The sequence below is a fragment of the Segetibacter sp. genome (genome assembly GCF_025963695.1).
GTDB lineage: Bacteria > Bacteroidota > Bacteroidia > Chitinophagales > Chitinophagaceae > Segetibacter.
On sequence record NZ_JAOQAH010000034.1, the window covers coordinates 1 to 16,014 of the forward strand.

14 protein-coding genes are annotated in these 16,014 nt (G+C 40.3%); 5 read left to right on the forward strand and 9 right to left on the reverse strand.

Annotation, left to right across the window (positions count from 1 at the left end; translation table 11 throughout):
- The 4 genes from JWR87_RS05675 to JWR87_RS05690 all read right to left on the reverse strand — a co-directional run.
- On the reverse strand, positions 1-250 hold a 250-nt coding region (locus tag JWR87_RS05675), incomplete at its 3' end, for a DUF2188 domain-containing protein (RefSeq protein ID WP_297816699.1).
- A 9-nt stretch (positions 251-259) separates the two neighbouring features.
- Positions 260-439 carry a hypothetical protein gene (locus tag JWR87_RS05680; protein ID WP_297816701.1) on the reverse strand — a complete coding sequence of 60 codons (180 nt, stop codon included), beginning with the start codon at positions 437-439 and terminating at the stop codon, positions 260-262.
- A 10-nt stretch (positions 440-449) separates the two neighbouring features.
- Complete coding sequence (locus JWR87_RS05685) at positions 450-710, reverse strand: hypothetical protein (protein WP_297816705.1); 261 nt, start codon at positions 708-710, stop codon at positions 450-452.
- An 853-nt stretch (positions 711-1,563) separates the two neighbouring features.
- Positions 1,564-1,980 carry a PPC domain-containing DNA-binding protein gene (locus JWR87_RS05690; protein WP_297816708.1) on the reverse strand — a complete coding sequence of 139 codons (417 nt, stop codon included), beginning with the start codon at positions 1,978-1,980 and terminating at the stop codon, positions 1,564-1,566.
- A gap of 247 nt (positions 1,981-2,227) precedes the next feature.
- Between JWR87_RS05690 and JWR87_RS05695 the strand changes: the two genes are divergently transcribed.
- On the forward strand, positions 2,228-4,129 hold the full coding sequence (locus JWR87_RS05695; RefSeq protein ID WP_297816711.1) for a S9 family peptidase: 1,902 nt from the start codon (positions 2,228-2,230) through the stop codon (positions 4,127-4,129).
- Positions 4,130-4,309: 180 nt separating this feature from the next.
- Here the strand turns inward: JWR87_RS05695 and JWR87_RS05700 are convergent, their stop codons facing one another.
- Together JWR87_RS05700 and JWR87_RS05705 are read right to left on the reverse strand one after the other, a co-directional pair.
- Complete coding sequence (locus JWR87_RS05700) at positions 4,310-4,921, reverse strand: GNAT family N-acetyltransferase (protein WP_297816713.1); 612 nt, start codon at positions 4,919-4,921, stop codon at positions 4,310-4,312.
- A 90-nt stretch (positions 4,922-5,011) separates the two neighbouring features.
- Positions 5,012-7,246: a bifunctional alpha,alpha-trehalose-phosphate synthase (UDP-forming)/trehalose-phosphatase gene (locus JWR87_RS05705; protein WP_297816716.1), complete on the reverse strand. Its 2,235-nt coding sequence runs from the start codon at positions 7,244-7,246 to the stop codon at positions 5,012-5,014.
- 465 nt (positions 7,247-7,711) lie between these two features.
- Between JWR87_RS05705 and JWR87_RS05710 the strand changes: the two genes are divergently transcribed.
- Together JWR87_RS05710 and JWR87_RS05715 are read left to right on the forward strand one after the other, a co-directional pair.
- Entirely contained in the window at positions 7,712-9,310 is a 1,599-nt protein-coding gene (locus JWR87_RS05710; protein ID WP_297816719.1) for a S41 family peptidase, read from the forward strand.
- 74 nt (positions 9,311-9,384) lie between these two features.
- Positions 9,385-9,612: a hypothetical protein gene (locus JWR87_RS05715; RefSeq protein ID WP_297816723.1), complete on the forward strand. Its 228-nt coding sequence runs from the start codon at positions 9,385-9,387 to the stop codon at positions 9,610-9,612.
- Positions 9,613-9,693: 81 nt separating this feature from the next.
- On the opposite strand, the gene JWR87_RS05720 is transcribed toward JWR87_RS05715, so the two are convergent.
- From JWR87_RS05720 to JWR87_RS05730, 3 genes are all read right to left on the reverse strand, one after another.
- Positions 9,694-10,752, reverse strand: a complete 1,059-nt coding sequence (locus JWR87_RS05720; RefSeq protein ID WP_297816728.1) for a response regulator — start codon at positions 10,750-10,752, stop codon at positions 9,694-9,696.
- Positions 10,727-12,316 carry a PAS domain-containing sensor histidine kinase gene (locus JWR87_RS05725; protein ID WP_297816731.1) on the reverse strand — a complete coding sequence of 530 codons (1,590 nt, stop codon included), beginning with the start codon at positions 12,314-12,316 and terminating at the stop codon, positions 10,727-10,729. The genes JWR87_RS05720 and JWR87_RS05725 overlap by 26 nt, the downstream gene beginning before the upstream one ends.
- A gap of 340 nt (positions 12,317-12,656) precedes the next feature.
- Positions 12,657-14,561 (reverse strand): DUF4838 domain-containing protein, encoded by a 1,905-nt coding sequence (locus tag JWR87_RS05730; RefSeq protein ID WP_297816734.1) that lies wholly within the window; start codon positions 14,559-14,561, stop codon positions 12,657-12,659.
- 810 nt (positions 14,562-15,371) lie between these two features.
- Between JWR87_RS05730 and JWR87_RS05735 the strand changes: the two genes are divergently transcribed.
- Positions 15,372-15,584 carry a hypothetical protein gene (locus JWR87_RS05735; protein WP_297816737.1) on the forward strand — a complete coding sequence of 71 codons (213 nt, stop codon included), beginning with the start codon at positions 15,372-15,374 and terminating at the stop codon, positions 15,582-15,584.
- Positions 15,585-15,607: 23 nt separating this feature from the next.
- Positions 15,608-15,808, forward strand: a complete 201-nt coding sequence (locus tag JWR87_RS20250; protein WP_366090217.1) for a transposase — start codon at positions 15,608-15,610, stop codon at positions 15,806-15,808.
- Positions 15,809-16,014 lie beyond the last annotated feature (206 nt).

Consider the following 16,014-nt stretch of genomic DNA (forward strand, 5'->3'; position numbering starts at 1 on the left):
ACTTGCCGTGAACAATAACAGCAGACTTTTTTGTTTTAGCTATAGATGTTGCTATTTCAACCGCATCCTTCTTATTATCGGTGATAACGGTGAAAGTTTTAGAGCTCTGTGTTTTTACAACCCATCCGTTACCAAGAGGAATGACATGCTGTTCACCTTTTGGTGAAACTGCCAACTGTCCCATGGTTTTCTTTGCTGCTAATTTTTTAGGAGCTTTTTTAATAACCGTATTTTCTCTTGTTGATTTCACTTTGTAAATTTATAATAATTCTCTGATTATTTTTTTTGCTGATTTTATAAACCTTTCCGCATTTTCTTTCGATACTCTCTGAATTACGTACCTGTTTTCCGGATCCCAATTAACGATTGCTTCCCATTCAAATAACAGTGTAGCCTTTATTGTTAGTGCTGCACCTGAATAAGTAAGAAGCTTTTCCAAATCATGGTTTTTAATTTCCTTTAATTGATTTGCCGGTAGGCGACGGAGTGCCTACACTATTCCAATGGGAAATATAATAAGCCAGTTCTGCCCGAGTTTCAGGAAAGCCATTAAAGAAGTTAAGTGTGCTACAAATCTTTCTTTTTAGTGCAAATTCAACCGCATATCCCATTAAGTAAACTGCAGAACTATTTCTATTATTAGATAAAAGTGTTTGCGCATCTTTTGTCTTTTGAGTTATTAAATGTTGAAACGTTGCAACAGGTATCATTCACTTAAAAATAATTAATTGATTGATTAATTCATATCCTGAAAGGCTACAAGTAAACATGAGGTAAGTGCAGGCCGAAATGATGGAGGATGTGAACCATCGTTAGAGTAAAAAATCCGAATAGTCGTTGTGTTGTTTGTCAGACACCCTCGTCAAATTGTTGTTCCTCGTATCATTTACTGCTGGAGTTGCATGGGGAACACTACGTGGAGTGGGCAAGTGTGATAATAGATGGATAGTATTTGATAATAATTATTGAGCCGGCTGTTGTGGTGCTATTAAACATTGTTGTGTCACTCACTTGTACTTTTAGTAGTTGTTTCGGCAAAAGTGAAAAGTAACAACTACCCCCTCTATTGTATGTCAGCTCAACTATAGCTGGAAATAAAAACTCGACTACAGCTGGTAATTTTCAACGGAAGTTGAAGTTATAAATTGACGTTAGAAGGTAGACCAGAAATAGGTTTTCAAAATACAGGATACAAAATGCCATATCATTTCGTCTTGGTAATTGTCCTGTGGAACGCTACGGAGAGCAGGGGTCAAAAAGATCAACGCTGATATAAACACCCCAAGGCAATACAGGATTTAAAATTGGGTAAACTGCGATGGACCGTTACCTATTGTAATCATTGCTGCTCTTTTCTTTGCCTATTGCAACGCTTTTAATCTCCTTTCGGAAGTATACCAGTAGCATCTGATAAGTGAAACGAACTAGCAATTAAATCAAAGACGGCATACATATTCAGAATAAAAAGTGTAAGTCTCATTGATTTCAAGAATAAATCGTTCTCAAAAAACTTCCCCATATCTCGCTCCCGGCCTTTTCGCTCATTCGGATGTAGCCGCGCAGTTATTCCTCTAATTCCGTTATCTGTAATTCTTCCCACGGGGTGCTTCCATCTTTTTGCCTACTAAAAATATATTTTGCAGACCCGGTTAAGATTATTTCAGCGGTGGTAAAAATTTTACACCCTTGTAGTAAATGTCCGCCGATTGTTTTTCCGGTAGTGTCGCTAATACTGATATGAAGATGAGATCCGTTTTGCGACAATGTACCAGTAAGGCTAACAATTTCAAAATGTCCCCTGCCTCTCGTACCCGCGTTTGCATTTGCAAATCTTATATTATAATCAGTAAGACTACCTACACACGCAACCACCCACCCTGCCTGAATTTTATGCTCGTTTACATATGTTTCAATATTCTCCCTCAAATCCTGCCCCGGTAAAAGTCGTAATGCGTATGACTGATCGCTTTGGTTTTGCATAGCCGTTCGTTTTTCTAATGAGGAAAAATAGTGATATTAAAACCAGAAAGTAAACCTTCGTTTCATAACTGTTTTACCAATTCATCCATTCACTCAAAAAACGCTGTCATAATGAGTGAGTGTTTCATCTGGTTGATCACCCTAAACCATCCTCTCTTTACCTCCTTAAAGCCCCTGGCTAGATCTCGGACTGTGGCAACTAAAAGGTTGACCCGTTTTTCTTATCTTTCTTTTTCAAATTCTATCAATGAAAAGAATTGTTTTATTAGCAGCATTTGTGGGTCTCTGTTTTTCGTTAGTAGCGCAGCAAACGATGACACCAGAACTGCTTTGGAAATTAGGAAGGGTTTCAGGTGTGGGTATTACAAAAGATAACGCTAATGTAGTTTTTACCGTAAGTACTCCTAATGCCGAATTGAATAAAAGCAGTAAGAAAACTTTCTTAATTCCAATGACCGGTGGAGCTGCAAAAGAAATTGCTGACAGCAATGATTACATTAAAAATGACCATATTTCGCCAAATGGAAAATTCTTACTGCTGGCAGATGATGTAAAAGTTAAGAACGTATTTGCTAAAGATTTTTATCCGGAGCTTTCAAAATCAAGTGCTCATATCTACGACCAGTTGAATTACCGCCATTGGGACGAATGGGAAGATGGCGCGTTCAGCCACATATTTGTGCAACCTATTGGTAAGGCCGGCGAACGTAAAGATATTATGGCTGGCCAGCCTTACGACTCGCCGCAAAAACCATATGGAGGAGACGAAGATTTTATTTGGTCTCCCGATGGAAACATTGTTTATGTAACTAAGCCTAAGTCAGGAACTGCTTATGCCGTCAGCACTAACACAGATATTTTCTCTTACAATCTAACAACCGGAACTACCCTTAACCTAACCCAGGGAATGATGGGTTATGACCAGGCGCCTGCTTTCTCTCCCAAGGGGCAATTGGCATGGCTGAGCATGAAGCGCGAAGGTTATGAAGCCGACAAACAAGACCTGATCGTAAACACCGGAACCAGTAAAATAAACCTGACACAACACTGGGATGGAAGTGTAGATGCCTTTAAGTGGAGCGCCGATGGCCGCAACATTTATTTCAATGCAGCAGTAGATGGAACGTTACAATTGTTTGTGGTCAACTATCCGGGCTTGACAATGAAAGTGCCTGAGGTAAAGCAAATTACTCATGGAGACTTCGACATAAGTGGCCTGGTAGCACAAGCAGGCAATACCATGGTGGTAACAAGAACCGATATGAACCACGCGGCCGAACTGTATACTGTAGATCTTACGACCGGTGCTTTAAAACAATTAACACACGTAAACGATGAAGTATATAGCAAATTAGCAACAGGTAAATTTGAGCGCAGATACGTGACTACAACCGACAATAAAAAAATGTTGGTATGGATGATGTTTCCACCAAATTTTGATCCATCGAAAAAGTATCCCACGCTTTTATATTGCCAGGGCGGGCCTCAGTCGCCCCTGACACAATTCTATTCTTTTCGATGGAACCTTCAGTTAATGGCAGCAAATGGATACATCATTGTTGCACCTAATCGCCGCGGCATGTACGGCCATGGGCAGGAATGGAACGAAGCCATTAGCAAAGACTGGGGTGGCCAGGTGATGAAAGATTACCTTTCTGCAATGGATGACGCGAGCAAGGAACCCTATGTTGACAAAGCGAGGCTGGGCTGTGTTGGCGCCAGTTACGGCGGTTATTCTGTGTTTTATCTTGCAGGCATTCATAACAACCGGTTCAAAACATTTATATCTCACGACGGCGTTTTCGATCTTAAAAGTATGAGTGGCACTACCGAAGAGTTGTGGTTTACCAATTGGGAAAACGGCGGTTATTATTGGGACAAAAATAATAGGGCGGCTCAAAAAAGCTTTAACCAATTTAACCCGATAGATAATGTTGCAAAGTGGAACACCCCTATTTTTATTATCCAGGGGGGCAAAGATTTCCGGGTACCGATTGAGCAAGGTTTACAGGCGTTCCAGGCCGCTCAGTTACGCGGCATTAAAAGCAAATTACTTTACCTACCCGACGAAAATCATTGGGTGCTGAAGCCACAAAACGCACTTGTTTGGCAACGCGAGTTTTATAAATGGTTAAAAGAGACTTTGTAACTTTATAAAGAGGAAGAGTGCTACTACTACGTACAGCACTCTTCCTTCTGCTTTAATTTTTTTGTGGGATACCAGCGGTTAATCCATATGTACCTTTTGTTGCGTCGCACTCTTGTACTTTTAAACTATAGGCGAAAGGGGGGCAGTTAACAGACTCTTGAAAAGGTGTTACAAATACCGCTATAACTGCGAAGTACTTTCTAAGGTACCAGGCAACCTTCTTAAAAAGTATAAATGAAAACCGAATATTTCTTCTTCGGAAGTGTGGTAAATTTCAAAGCCATGTTTTCGGTAAAAAGCGACATTGCTATCTTCTGAAGTCTCCAGGTAAATGCCCATATTCTCGTTATTGCTTTTGTCAATAATCTCCTTCAACATTTTTGCACCTATACCTCTACCCTGCTGTGCTTTATCTACTGCTATAAACCAGATGTAAATAAATTCCTCATCTTGCGGATGAAAAGACTTAATGTACTCCTCGCGTCGCAAAGCTTTGGCTATACCTTCTACACCTGTCACTTGCAAAACAAAACGTGCTGTCAGGTAAGCTTCTTCCAAAAAAGGCAACTTGTCATCTGACATGCTGCTGATAATCACGCCGTTCTCATCTTCATTCAGGTAAACCTGCTCTAAGTCTATACAGGCGTCAAAAGAATAATCGATTAAATGCCTGATTCTTTGTTTTCGTTCAGAATCCTGCTTTACTATCCAGTTAACACTCTTGTTCTTGTCAACACATTCGGCTAACAGTTGTATCACTCTTTCCTTATGTGCTTTACCTGCTTTAATCATAACAAGCCATTATCGTTATTTTCCAGTTTCTGCAAGGTCAAAGCTACGTTGCCTAAACAAGGTTTTAAGCATCGCGCTTATCATCGATTACTAACTACTAACCGCCTGATTTTCCTCAACCTGCTTTCCAGGCATTACTTTTTTAAGAAGCGGAAGAACTTCTGCTTGTGTTTGAATGTTGTAATGAGCAGCAGTTGCTCCGTTTCCAACTTTTATCGTGTACGCTTTACCTTCCAGCGCTTTAAACATATCCTCATCTGTAGTATCATCGCCGATACACAGAGTAAAATCAGGCATAAACTTATCAATCACTTTAAGAGCAGTGACGCCTTTATCCATTCCTGTTAATCTTACCTCTATAACCTTATTGCCGTCAACTACCTGCACCGGGCTGTTAGTTGTTAATTGCGACAGGTTATTTACAAGTTCTCTCGATCTAATAAATCCTAAACCAGGATGAGTGTTACGATAATGCCAGGATAAAGAGCTCTGTTTTTCTTCCAGGAACGAGCCTGCACATCTCCGTACATAACTCTCCAACATGGGCCTAATTTCATCTTTCCAGCTATTTGAAGCCATACTTTGCAATTTCCATTCACCTCCTTTGTAACGCATGGCCGACCCATGCTCCGCAATAAAGTTCAGTTGTAAATGGCCCAGCCACTTTTGCAGGGTATCTGCATCTCGTCCGCTAATAATGACTACTTCGTTTTTTGCATCTGTAGAAAGTTGTTTTAAAAAATCAAGTACCTCTGGTGTCGGAGCAGCCTCAGAAGGAGTTTTCTTTAAGGGAGCCAGGGTGCCGTCATAGTCCAACAGAATACATCTTTTCTGTGCCTTTTTATAATCCTGTCTCAGTTTTTCAACCGCGCTCCGGTCTACCTGTTTTACTTTCAGGTGGCTTTGCTCTTTTTTTATTTTAGATAACTGGTCCAAAAAATCATTGACCCATTGCACCACGTTATAATCAGAAAGCCGCTTTTGCATTGCCTGCATCCTTTGCTTTTGATCTTCTAACGGCATCTTCAGCGCGCTGTTGATGGTGTCAGCCATCTCCTCCGCATCAGTAGGATTAACATGACAGGCTTCGTTCAGTTCACTTGCGGCACCTGTCAATTCACTTAAGATCAACACGCCCCCGTTTTTGCAACTTGCCACGTATTCTTTGGCAACCAGGTTCATTCCATCCCTTAGCGGAGTTATTAAAGCAACGTTCGCTGCTACGTATAATCCGCACAACTCATCAAACGGCAGGTGATTATAGCGGTAAAGAATGGGCTGCCAGTGTATAGTTGAATATTTACCATTAATAGTACTCACCATTTCTTCGATTGTTCTTTTTCTTTCTACATAAGTTGGTATACTATCTCTTGATGGAATGATGTTTAAGACGAAAACAATTTTCTCGCGCCATTCGGGATACTTGACAAGAAAGTTTTCAAAACCCTGCAAACGATATGTAAGCCCTTTAGTATAATCCAACCGATCGACCGAGAAGATGATTTTTTTACCTGCAAAGCCTTCGAGAAGTTCGTCTTTGTATGCAATCACCTCTTTACTTTCCGAAGCATTTTTAAACTTGTTGAAGTCAATGCCAATCGGAAAAAGATCAGCTCTTATTAAACGATTATAGTAGGTGAGCGTGTTATAATGATTATCGAGGCTTAAAATCATTTTAGCAGAATTGATAAAATACTGTGCGTAGTCATATGTATGAAAGCCAACCAGGTCTGCCCCTAATAATCCCTGGATAATCATGGTCTTCCACTCTCGTGGAATAAGGCGGAAAATTTCGTAAGTAGGAAACGGGATGTGAAGAAAAAAACCAATAGTCGCTTCGGGGTTCCCCTTTCTGAGCATTTGGGGAAGGATCATTAGCTGGTAATCGTGTACCCAAATAACGTCGTCCGGTTTCATGATCTCAATTATCCTGTCGGCAAACAACCTGTTCACCTTGTAATAGGCTTCAAATTCATGTTTCTTATATTCTGTAAGCGAAGGAAAATAATGAAATAAAGGCCAGATCGTAGAATTCGAAAATCCGTTATAATAGTCTGAGTAGACCGCTTTATCTATGAAAATGGGTTCAATAGAAAAATCGGCGCCTTGCAAACTTTCCTTATTCCCGTTCCAATCGTCTTCCGAAAAATCGCAACTTCCTACCCATATCTTTTCGTCGAAGTCACTTTCTTTGTTGCCTGTCTGCTCAAAATAGCCTTTCAATGCCGACACAAGGCCACCCGAACTCTGTCTTATTTGTACCTGATCTCCGCTCGTATCTAAAGAAAATGGTAACCTGTTTGAAATAATCACTAATCTGCTCATACACTTCCCTGTTAAATATTCTTTGAGAAAAAGTTTCAAAAATTAAGCCACCAGAATATAGACTACGTTCAAAAAGGGCGTTTGCCACTATTGAAATACAATGAAAAAAACATGATAAAAGTTAACTATTGGTGTTTTTAGAATTTGCCGCGCAAAGCACCTAAAGCAGTTTTAAAAAACGTTAGGGACGAAAAAAATGTACAAGTGTGCGACGCAACCAATGACACCCCGAAGAACCTAAGCCGGAACCAAAATTTATATTGAGCAATATTAACGCGAAGGCGTGAAAACAAAGATTTTACTGAATGCATCATTACAATATGAAAAAAGCAGGCGACAATTGCATTGCTACTGAGACAGCAATGCCCTGAGCTTTGTATGCTTAACGTTTTTGTAAAAGCACAGCTAATAAAAAGAACTTTATCTTTTATTAGACATAATTGGTGAAATTCGCACACTATTTAAGTGAACGACAGTATGGTAAATAAAAGATTGCATGTTTGGCTTCCGTTATTGTTTTCGATAATTATGGTTATCGGAATGGTGGTCGGATACAAATTGCACGAGAATTCGGGAGTGAAGAACTTCTTTACAATTAGTAATAAAAGTCCGATGCAGGAAGTATTGGACCTGATCAGGTTAAGGTATGTTGACAAAGTTGCTGTTGATTCTCTTGGCGACCGTGCTATTAATGGCCTGCTTCACCAGCTTGATCCACATTCTGTGTTTATTCCCGCAAGCGATATTGAATACATAAACGATGATTTAAGAGGCAATTTCAGCGGCATTGGTATAGAATTTCAATTGTTTGCTGATACGGTGAATGTTATAAACGTGCTACCCGGCGGACCTTCTGCAAAGGCAGGTTTGATGGTGGGAGATAAATTTATAAAAGTTAATGACAGCATTGATATTGCCGGTAAACATTTGCAGGCAAATGATATAAGGAAATTGTTACGGGGCGAAAGTGGAAGCCCGGTGAAGTTGACAGTAATGCGTAACCGCCAACTGGTACCGATAACCGTTAACAGGGGCACTATCGCCGTTCCTTCTGTTGACGCGGCCTATATGATTACGCCTAACACCGGGTTTATTCATATAAACAAATTTGCCGAAACCACGTATCCTGAATTTATGCAGGTGCTTGAAAAATTGAAGGCGCAGAATATGCAAAAACTCATACTTGACCTTCGTGGGAATGGTGGGGGTTTACTTAGCCAGGCGGTAAACATAGCAGATGAATTTTTAGACGAAGACAAGCTGATCGTGTACACCAAAGGAAGTCACGTTCCGAAAAACGAGTACAGATGCAAGCGGCCTGGTTTATTTGAAAAGGGCGATTTGGTTTTATTGGTGGATGAAGGCTCTGCAAGTGCCAGTGAAGTATTAAGCGGTGCGTTGCAGGATTGGGACAGGGCAACAATAGTTGGCAGACGAACTTTTGGCAAGGGGCTGGTGCAGGAGCAGTTTGAACTGAATGACGGATCTGCGTTGCGGCTTACAGTTGCCCGCTATTATTCTCCCCTGGGAAGAAACATTCAGAAATCTTACAAAGAAGGATATGATAAATATGAAGGAGAGGTAACGCAACGTTTTCAAAACGGCGAGGTTTTAAAAGGTGATACAACAAAGAGATCGGGTCCGGCATTTAAGACACCTAAAGGAAGAATTGTATATGGAGGTGGAGCCATTACCCCAGACATTTATGTTCCTTTTGATACCGCCAGCATGGGGAAAGAAGTGATGAAGCTTTATTTAAAAGGAACCCTGAGCAATTTTATTTATACTTATTTTATTGAACATAAAAATGAGTTTGAGCAGTATAAAAAGACGACCGACCTTTCTGCGCGCTTTAAGGCAGGCGAGCCGGAATGGAATGCGCTGAAAGCTTTCGCTGTAAAAGACTCTGTTGATCTTACAAAAGCGTCTGTTAAAGACAAAGCCTACATCATAAAAAGAATTCCTGCCCTTATTGCCCGCCAAATGTGGAGGTACGAAGGTTATTACGAGATAATGAATCAAACAGATGAATTTGTACAAAAGGCTTTGCTAGTGTTTAAGTAAAGCGGGTATCTAAGGCGGTCTAAATGTGGTACTATTTTTATAACTTTTTAGAAAGACTTATAAAAAGACACAAGATGAAGAACTATCAATTTTCCACCGCTTTTGTGACCTTGTACCTGATCGTATATACTATGATGCTGCGGTTGGAAGTATCTCTGAATGTTTCACTATTTATGTTCTCGATTTCTCCATTGCTGGTAATATGGATGGCTTACACTATTCTGAAATATGGGCGGTACAATGGAAGAGAATTAAACGAAAACGAAGAGTATGGATACCAGGATAAAGCGACTAATTCATAGGAGAAATTTTTTTACACTAGGAGGCAAAGACAGCAAAGCCGGAAAGTTTTTCATTTTGAACCATGGATCGGGTTCTACGCCTTAGTACCTTAAATTCCTGACCTTATCCATATTAATAAACACAATCTTTCCCTTATTAATATCAATCAAACCTTCGGCCTTAAAATCGCTGATGGTACGATTTAGTGACTCGGTGGCTGTTCCTATGTATTGAGCTATCTCCTCCCTCGAAATTTCTATTGGCTTGCATGTATCTGTTACCTGAAACTTGTCAACAATATCCACCAAAGCTTTTGCAACCCTTTTTCGTAACGAACTATAGGCGAGGTTCAGTAAACGCTCTTCTTTCTCCTTCACGTTTTGCGTAATAATGTGGATGAATTTTGCTGCAATTGTAATATCGCTGTATATCATTTGCAAAAATTCCTCTTTGGGTATTTGTAAAACCTCAGCCTCTTCTAACACAATTGCAGTGTCCTCGTACATTGAGTCTTCGATCAATGCAGTATAACCAAAAAATGCCCCTTCGTTGTACAGGTTTGTGATGTATTCCTTTCCATCCTCATGCACTTTTACGCATTTTACTTTGCCCTTGTTTAAAAAGTATAAGTACCGTGGACGCTTCCCTTCGTGATAGATGGTTAATTTCTTCTCAAAAGAATACATGTCGTATTTTTCCGATAATTGCTTCAGCAATCCCGAAGCTTTTACATCCTTTATAAACTCGGTCAATCCTGAAACTGTTGATGGATATTTCTGCTCCAATAATTCAAGCCTTTTCAGCCTTGCTTCCACCGCACTTAATAACTCACTATCGTCAAAAGGTTTTGTGATATAGTCATCCGCACCCATTTCCATTCCCTTTCTAAAATCACTCCTTTCTGTTTTAGCAGTAAGAAAAATGAACGGAGTATTTTCTGTTGCGGGGTTTTTCCTCAACAAATGCAATACTCCATAGCCATCTAATTCCGGCATCATAATGTCGCAAATAATAACGGCCGGCTTTTCGCGTAATGCGATTTCAACTCCACGTTTTCCATTTTCTGCAGTAAGGGTTTTATACCCTGCCAACTCAAGTATTTCTGCGGTGTTCTCTCTTATTTCGTTGTTGTCCTCAATTACCAATATTGTCTTTGCCATTAGTTGTTAAGTTGATGGGTATGGTTACAGTAATTGTGCTTCCCTTTAATAATTCACTATCTAATTCTACTCTTCCTTTCAGTAAGTCAATATACCGCTTTACTATGTGTAACCCCAGCCCCGTTCCCTGTATGTTGACTGCATTCGCCCCGCGGAAGAAACTTGAGAAAAGATGCTGTTGATCTTCTTTAGATATACCAATTCCTTTGTCCTGCACTTCTATTCGGGCAAACTCACTGTCTACCTTACTGGCCACCGCTATATTGCTATTCTCAGGAGAAAATTTGATAGCATTGGATACCAGGTTAAGTAAAATGTTTTTCAATAACTTTTTATCCGAATTAATTACTGCTTCACCATGGTGGTTATAAACAATGTTTTGCCCACTTTTTAAAAGCCCTCTTACCTCATCTATCGTTTCATCAATAAAGTCATTCAAAGCAAAAGGACCGGGAGCAGCGGTTATTTTTCCTTCATCTAATCTTCCCAGTGAAAGAAAATCTTCCAGTATGTCATTTAGATTTTTAACTGCTTCTTTTATGCGGCCAATGTGTTTGTCGCGTTTCTCCTGGTCTTCGCCTTTCGTATACCGCGCCAGTAATGAAGCGGAAGACAGTACTGTACTTAGGGGTGTTCTAAACTCATGCGAAGCCATAGAAACGAAACGGCCTTTTATTTCGTTAAGCTGCCTTTCTTTGTCTAAAGCTTCACTCAACTCGCGCTGCGATACCTCAAGCTTTTTCAACGCTTCTTTCAAAATCAACGTTCTCTCTTCCACCTTCATCTCAAGGTCAGCATTTAGTGTTCTGATTTCATTAGAAACCTTTTCAAGTTCGTGCTGCTGCACCCGCATGCTTTCCTCTATCACCTTTCTATGCGTGATGTCTACGATAAATGCAATTACAAATCTTTGTTCGCCTCTATAGTAGTAACTCAAACTTACCTCAACCGGAAATTTTTGACCGTTCTTTTTTTGGGCATACAAGTCTCTTCCCGACCCCATTGAGCGGTGTTGCGGTTGCTGGTAAAATGTCTCACGTAGTTTACTATGGTGTTCCCTTATTTTTTGCGGAAGCAGAACTTCTACATTATGGCCAATCATCTCATTCACATGGTAGCCAAACATTTTTTCAGTGGCAGGATTTGCAAGGATAATTTGCCCGATTTGATTAGTTAGAATGATACCTTCGGTTGCATTTTCATACAGGGCGGCCATGTGCGTCTTTTCAACATTCATGTGCTGGTTTTGCCGCTTCATGTACAACACCAACAGTGTGGTAAAGAGTATCAGGAAAATAACCAGCAAATACTCAATGAGCATTTTTGTGGTTATATCGCCTTTTGAAAGAAGCATAACGAAAACAACTACGGCTACGCTAACCCCTGCAGCAACTATTGTTGATCGAAAGTCACTCACAAAAACGGACAGAAAAATCACAACGAGTAATCCACTGAGGGTAATGGTATAACCTGGCAAAATATAAAACATCACTATTGTAAAGACAAAGGCGATGGCGGCATAAACGGTTGCCTGCTTATTATTCAGTTTAACGAGTCCTTTCAATAGCTACAACAATTTATCATTTGGAGATGGAGGGGCGAAATTACTCAATAGCTTTACCAAAAATCGCCTTGTATCAAGATGAATTACCTGGTTTTAAAAACAAATTGAAAGCGCTACAATATTCCCGATAAATAATGGGAAGGTTTTATCTGTTTTATAAACCAGTTGAATAATGATGCTTTCGTCGTGACTGAACCAGCTAAAAGTATGTGGGGGGAGAATGCTATCACTAACCACACAAGCGACTGCAGCCGCTGCCCGCATGAAGTTCACCTTTGTCCTTATGCCGTCTTTGCCCACCCTAAAAAAATGGCCCTCCTTGCAGAAAAAAAGATTTGAGTTACTCTAATATTTTGGTTAAGGCTTTTTCGGGCATTTCAAGAAATTTATTATAGTCTTCCAGGTATTCCAATGGTGTGGTTTTCCATTCTGTTACCCTGGTAACATTGTGACGAACGCATTGGTAAACGAAATCGTAGAGGATGTTAACTATAGCAGGATTCGGTATTTTAGCGCCATTAGCGGCAACAAAAAAAGCGCCTCGTTTCCCGGTTTTTTCATCTCTGGCAATTTCAAGCATTGCATAATAAACGGGCAGCCGGGCAGTTTTAACGCGGTCAACAATTTCAGGAGATCCTGATACAGCTTTTTCGGCCTCGTCAAATAGTTTGTTATAAACAGTTATAAGCGAGTCGGAAAGAAAGAGTTCTTTTTCTAAAACTGGTTTTCCAAAGATTGACATTTTATACCCAGATCGTTCCATATTATGGTCATGTAACAGGTCTATATATTTCCTGACCTGTTTTGATGCCTTGCCATAATAACCGGTCAGGAAATCATTCATTACTTCGTCTACGTTCACATTAGCATCCCAAAGTAATTTATCAATAAGGTAAGCTCTCAGTTCTGCAAGTTCGCCCCCGATCTCGCGGTTACCTTGTTCAAACACCGCTGATACCCTGTTGGTGCTCATAAATTGCAGGTTAGGCTGTAAGATGCGAAGGTTGGGAAAAGGAGCAAAAAGATTTGAAAAGCGGATCACATAATCCCAGATAATGATGTTGTTGGTTAACCTGCCCCACCCTTTAAGGTCGCTGCTAAAAGAGGTATCGCCTTTTTCCATCGTAGTATTACGGGCACTTTCAATACTGCACAACATAATATTTACATTCTTAGCCGGAACAATCCCTTTAGGAGGTACACGGCTGTATTGGTAGGCGAGTGTAGAGATGATCTTTTCAGGAAACCGCTGAGCCACTTTATTTACAAAAGTTAATATTGACCCCATACCAAGCGCAGGATACTTTGAGCCGTGCGTAGAATACATTTTCTGCTCGGGAGTAAAGGCAGCATACTTGTTATCTAATGCAGCACAATTATCGCAGCGGCAATAATTTACATTATCATTCTGACTTACCGACCAATAAACAGCTTCCGGATTTTTCTTGATAGCCGCCTGCAGGTTTTTACAAACGATCTCCAAAACATCAGGATTACTCAGGCAAAGTTGCGCCTCTGGTTGTACGCCTGCTCCATCCCATGATGGTACAGTACCCGCATGGCGCTTGCCATCATAAAAACTAAAATACTCAGGATGATCCTGCCCATAGTCTTTGGGACTTAGCAGCGTTTCAAAAGTGTGAACCCAATATCCCCACTCACTTTTGCCCGGACCAACATGTGAGTCCAATTTGTGCCAAAGCTGATATTCCGGGTCAGTTGCGTCCCTGTAAAAGTTTTCGCGGTAGCTAAAAGCCGGCAACTGCATATCGTTGATCGCACCTAAAACAATGGTTTTCTTTTTAGGCACATAAGTGACAGCCGCTGAATATTTTCGACAGCCTAAATACTTTTCAAGGAATGTATAAACACTATAGATAACACCCTTATCTGAACCTCCGGTAAGAATAAGACTTTTGCCGGTATTTTTAATAAACACGCCATCTTTACCCAGTTTGTCTTTGGGCACACCCTTCAATTCGGGCCTGTTTACGTTGCCTATCAAAATTTCACCCCTTTGCTGCTTTATATTGTCGGCTTCGACCGGCAAAAAAGCTCCTGAAATTCTTTGAATATAATCCTGCAAAACCTTCGCAGCCTGTATCTCTGTAACAGTAGCTTTTTGTGGTATGACAATCCTGCTTTTCGAAGCCCCCATTGCTACCAGCGTAAGTTGTTGAGCTTGGGCTGAAGTAACAATTAAAAGAAGAAAGGCGGGAATTACGAGGGAAAGGAGTTTTTTCATATTACAAGCGATCTTTTCAGACCTTTAAATTACAGAATGAGGTGCAGATAATTTTAGAATTAATAAAACATCTGCAGTCTCTGTCTATTATAATTTGGCTCGTATAAAAATGTCCGATGTTTTTGGGGCCACGCTTTTTGGAGTTCTATTTAACATCGTTGCGTCGCACACTCAAACAGTTTTTTAGAAATTCAGCAATACAAAAACCTGCTTGCGCGCAGCACATTATTCTTTATTACGCGAATAATTATTGGTCTCGCAAAACCAATTCCTCCATGTATGAGAAGCTTTCATCTGTTCGGGCCTGAGTTGTTTTAACTCCATCTAATAGTTCGTCTCACGCTGCGGATCCACTCATTTTTAAACCCAAAACCTCCATTAAACCTTTTTCCTAATGACAGTCATTAGAAGGTTTTCCACCAAAACCCTTGCGGTTGTTTATTTCTTTTGCATAACGGTTAAGTTGAAGTTAGAAATTAGTCGTAAGAATTTCTTACGCGATGTTGAACCTTAAAATAGAGTTTACAGATAAGGAAAAACAGCATTGGGTGGTGTAACCATACTTCAGAAAACGATGGAGCAAATGTCATTTGCAGAAGTGCTAAAGAACGCTCCTTTGGCTGTTTACGGGTCAAACAGAGGTTGTGATCCCGTTCAGCACAACACTCAATTTATCATATCAATCTGGTTGGTGCTAGCAGGTATGAGCATCTTGAAGTCACCCTTTTTGATGGTGTCATACAGCAGATGTTTGGATTTGAAATCCATCGCGGTCGTCGGGCTTTTGTCCGTTATTTTCAAAAGTTTTCAATGGAAGACAATGCTGAAGTCTTCAGCTATTGGTATAAGTGGTTCTTTGGCAACCTGGCCTTTATCAACTTCACACTTGATCTGGAAATAAGACCATCGGCCTTCTCAGAACCGATACCGGCTTTTTATTCCCGGAAGATCTTTGAATTGCTTGAACACTTTGCTGCTCCTATATCCTACATCATTCGTATGATGAAGATGATGAAATCATAACCGGGCACAGACATAGTTGCTACATCCCTAACCTGGCTTCACCACCGGCAGAAATATGGCGGCTCTACAGAAACAGAGCCACTGGTGAAAACAGAATAAAAGAATTAAAATATGACTATGCCTTAGATAAGATTAATCAGCAAAGCTTTGATGCAACAGAAACAACATTAAACTTTATAATGATAGCCTTTAACCTGATGAGTTTATTTAAGCAGGTAGTGTAAAAGACAAAATAAGACCAACTTTAGAAAACATCAGGTATAGTTTCCTGGGCATAGGTTCTAATATAACAAAAACGGCAGAGACAGGATACTCAAGATGCCTCTGAACATAAAACGACGAGGCTGGATTCCTAAACTCTTGGAAAATGCAGGAGGCACTGAACCTCCTTTTATCAACATCCCAAAAGAGTAAACTGCTTTCTAATGAA

Coding starts and splice junctions, on each gene's coding strand:
- JWR87_RS05685 (WP_297816705.1), bottom strand. CDS start 710: ATGATACCTGTTGCAACGTTTCAACATTTAATAACTCAAAAGACAAAA.
- JWR87_RS05690 (WP_297816708.1), bottom strand. CDS start 1,980: ATGCAAAACCAAAGCGATCAGTCATACGCATTACGACTTTTACCGGGG.
- JWR87_RS05695 (WP_297816711.1), top strand. CDS start 2,228: ATGAAAAGAATTGTTTTATTAGCAGCATTTGTGGGTCTCTGTTTTTCG.
- JWR87_RS05700 (WP_297816713.1), bottom strand. CDS start 4,921: ATGATTAAAGCAGGTAAAGCACATAAGGAAAGAGTGATACAACTGTTA.
- JWR87_RS05705 (WP_297816716.1), bottom strand. CDS start 7,246: ATGAGCAGATTAGTGATTATTTCAAACAGGTTACCATTTTCTTTAGAT.
- JWR87_RS05715 (WP_297816723.1), top strand. CDS start 9,385: ATGAAGAACTATCAATTTTCCACCGCTTTTGTGACCTTGTACCTGATC.
- JWR87_RS05720 (WP_297816728.1), bottom strand. CDS start 10,752: ATGGCAAAGACAATATTGGTAATTGAGGACAACAACGAAATAAGAGAG.
- JWR87_RS05730 (WP_297816734.1), bottom strand. CDS start 14,561: ATGAAAAAACTCCTTTCCCTCGTAATTCCCGCCTTTCTTCTTTTAATT.
- JWR87_RS05735 (WP_297816737.1), top strand. CDS start 15,372: ATGGAAGACAATGCTGAAGTCTTCAGCTATTGGTATAAGTGGTTCTTT.